This window comes from Bacillus sp. FSL R5-0603 (assembly GCF_038050295.1).
In the GTDB taxonomy this organism is placed as follows: Bacteria; Bacillota; Bacilli; order Bacillales; family Bacillaceae; genus Bacillus; species Bacillus subtilis.
Genome location: NZ_JBBOYP010000003.1, coordinates 1 through 2,500, shown reverse-complemented (window position 1 = coordinate 2,500; position 2,500 = coordinate 1). Strand labels below are relative to the sequence as shown.

Genomic DNA, 2,500 nt, shown 5'->3' with positions numbered 1-2,500 from the left:
ACATGGGTAGATCACCTGGTTTCGGGTCTACGACCACGTACTCATGCGCCCTATTCAGACTCGCTTTCGCTGCGGCTCCGCATCTTCTGCTTAACCTTGCACGGGATCGTAACTCGCCGGTTCATTCTACAAAAGGCACGCCATCACCCGTTAACGGGCTCTGACTACTTGTAGGCACACGGTTTCAGGATCTCTTTCACTCCCCTTCCGGGGTGCTTTTCACCTTTCCCTCACGGTACTGGTTCACTATCGGTCACTAGGGAGTATTTAGCCTTGGGAGATGGTCCTCCCGGATTCCGACGGAATTTCACGTGTTCCGCCGTACTCAGGATCCACTCAGGAGAGAACGAAGTTTTGACTACAGGGCTGTTACCTCCTATGGCGGGCCTTTCCAGACCTCTTCATCTACCTCGTTCCTTTGTAACTCCGTACAGAGTGTCCTACAACCCCAAGAGGCAAGCCTCTTGGTTTGGGCTAATCCCGTTTCGCTCGCCGCTACTCAGGGAATCGCATTTGCTTTCTCTTCCTCCGGGTACTTAGATGTTTCAGTTCCCCGGGTCTGCCTTCTCATATCCTATGAATTCAGATATGGATACCACTCCATTACGAGTGGTGGGTTTCCCCATTCGGAAATCTCCGGATCAAAGCTTGCTTACAGCTCCCCGAAGCATATCGGTGTTCGTCCCGTCCTTCATCGGCTCCTAGTGCCAAGGCATCCACCGTGCGCCCTTTCTAACTTAACCGTTAAAAAGAATCACTATGTGATATCTTGTATTACTAATTGAATGTGATGTCTACTGTTATCTAGTTTTCAAAGAACACGTTTCGAAGGAATGATCCTTCAAAACTAAACAAGACAGGGAACGTTCTGTTTATAAGACCCAAGGTCTTATATTCCGTATAATATCCTTAGAAAGGAGGTGATCCAGCCGCACCTTCCGATACGGCTACCTTGTTACGACTTCACCCCAATCATCTGTCCCACCTTCGGCGGCTGGCTCCTAAAAGGTTACCTCACCGACTTCGGGTGTTACAAACTCTCGTGGTGTGACGGGCGGTGTGTACAAGGCCCGGGAACGTATTCACCGCGGCATGCTGATCCGCGATTACTAGCGATTCCAGCTTCACGCAGTCGAGTTGCAGACTGCGATCCGAACTGAGAACAGATTTGTGGGATTGGCTTAACCTCGCGGTTTCGCTGCCCTTTGTTCTGTCCATTGTAGCACGTGTGTAGCCCAGGTCATAAGGGGCATGATGATTTGACGTCATCCCCACCTTCCTCCGGTTTGTCACCGGCAGTCACCTTAGAGTGCCCAACTGAATGCTGGCAACTAAGATCAAGGGTTGCGCTCGTTGCGGGACTTAACCCAACATCTCACGACACGAGCTGACGACAACCATGCACCACCTGTCACTCTGCCCCCGAAGGGGACGTCCTATCTCTAGGATTGTCAGAGGATGTCAAGACCTGGTAAGGTTCTTCGCGTTGCTTCGAATTAAACCACATGCTCCACCGCTTGTGCGGGCCCCCGTCAATTCCTTTGAGTTTCAGTCTTGCGACCGTACTCCCCAGGCGGAGTGCTTAATGCGTTAGCTGCAGCACTAAGGGGCGGAAACCCCCTAACACTTAGCACTCATCGTTTACGGCGTGGACTACCAGGGTATCTAATCCTGTTCGCTCCCCACGCTTTCGCTCCTCAGCGTCAGTTACAGACCAGAGAGTCGCCTTCGCCACTGGTGTTCCTCCACATCTCTACGCATTTCACCGCTACACGTGGAATTCCACTCTCCTCTTCTGCACTCAAGTTCCCCAGTTTCCAATGACCCTCCCCGGTTGAGCCGGGGGCTTTCACATCAGACTTAAGAAACCGCCTGCGAGCCCTTTACGCCCAATAATTCCGGACAACGCTTGCCACCTACGTATTACCGCGGCTGCTGGCACGTAGTTAGCCGTGGCTTTCTGGTTAGGTACCGTCAAGGTACCGCCCTATTCGAACGGTACTTGTTCTTCCCTAACAACAGAGCTTTACGATCCGAAAACCTTCATCACTCACGCGGCGTTGCTCCGTCAGACTTTCGTCCATTGCGGAAGATTCCCTACTGCTGCCTCCCGTAGGAGTCTGGGCCGTGTCTCAGTCCCAGTGTGGCCGATCACCCTCTCAGGTCGGCTACGCATCGTTGCCTTGGTGAGCCGTTACCTCACCAACTAGCTAATGCGCCGCGGGTCCATCTGTAAGTGGTAGCCGAAGCCACCTTTTATGTTTGAACCATGCGGTTCAAACAACCATCCGGTATTAGCCCCGGTTTCCCGGAGTTATCCCAGTCTTACAGGCAGGTTACCCACGTGTTACTCACCCGTCCGCCGCTAACATCAGGGAGCAAGCTCCCATCTGTCCGCTCGACTTGCATGTATTAGGCACGCCGCCAGCGTTCGTCCTGAGCCAGGATCAAACTCTCCGATAAAGTAGTTTGACTGACTACGCACATCGCTGTGCGATTT

The 2,500-nt window shown here is 52.7% G+C and carries 2 rRNA genes (1 of these 2 cut by a window edge); both read right to left on the bottom strand.

Annotation, left to right across the window (positions count from 1 at the left end):
* Positions 1–743, bottom strand: a 23S ribosomal RNA gene (locus NYE56_RS21275); it reaches 2,184 nt to the left of the window's first position.
* A gap of 170 nt (positions 744–913) precedes the next feature.
* Positions 914–2,463: ribosomal RNA gene (locus tag NYE56_RS21270) — 16S ribosomal RNA — on the bottom strand.
* Together the 16S and 23S rRNA genes form the textbook arrangement of a ribosomal RNA operon.
* Positions 2,464–2,500: the final 37 nt, after the last annotated feature.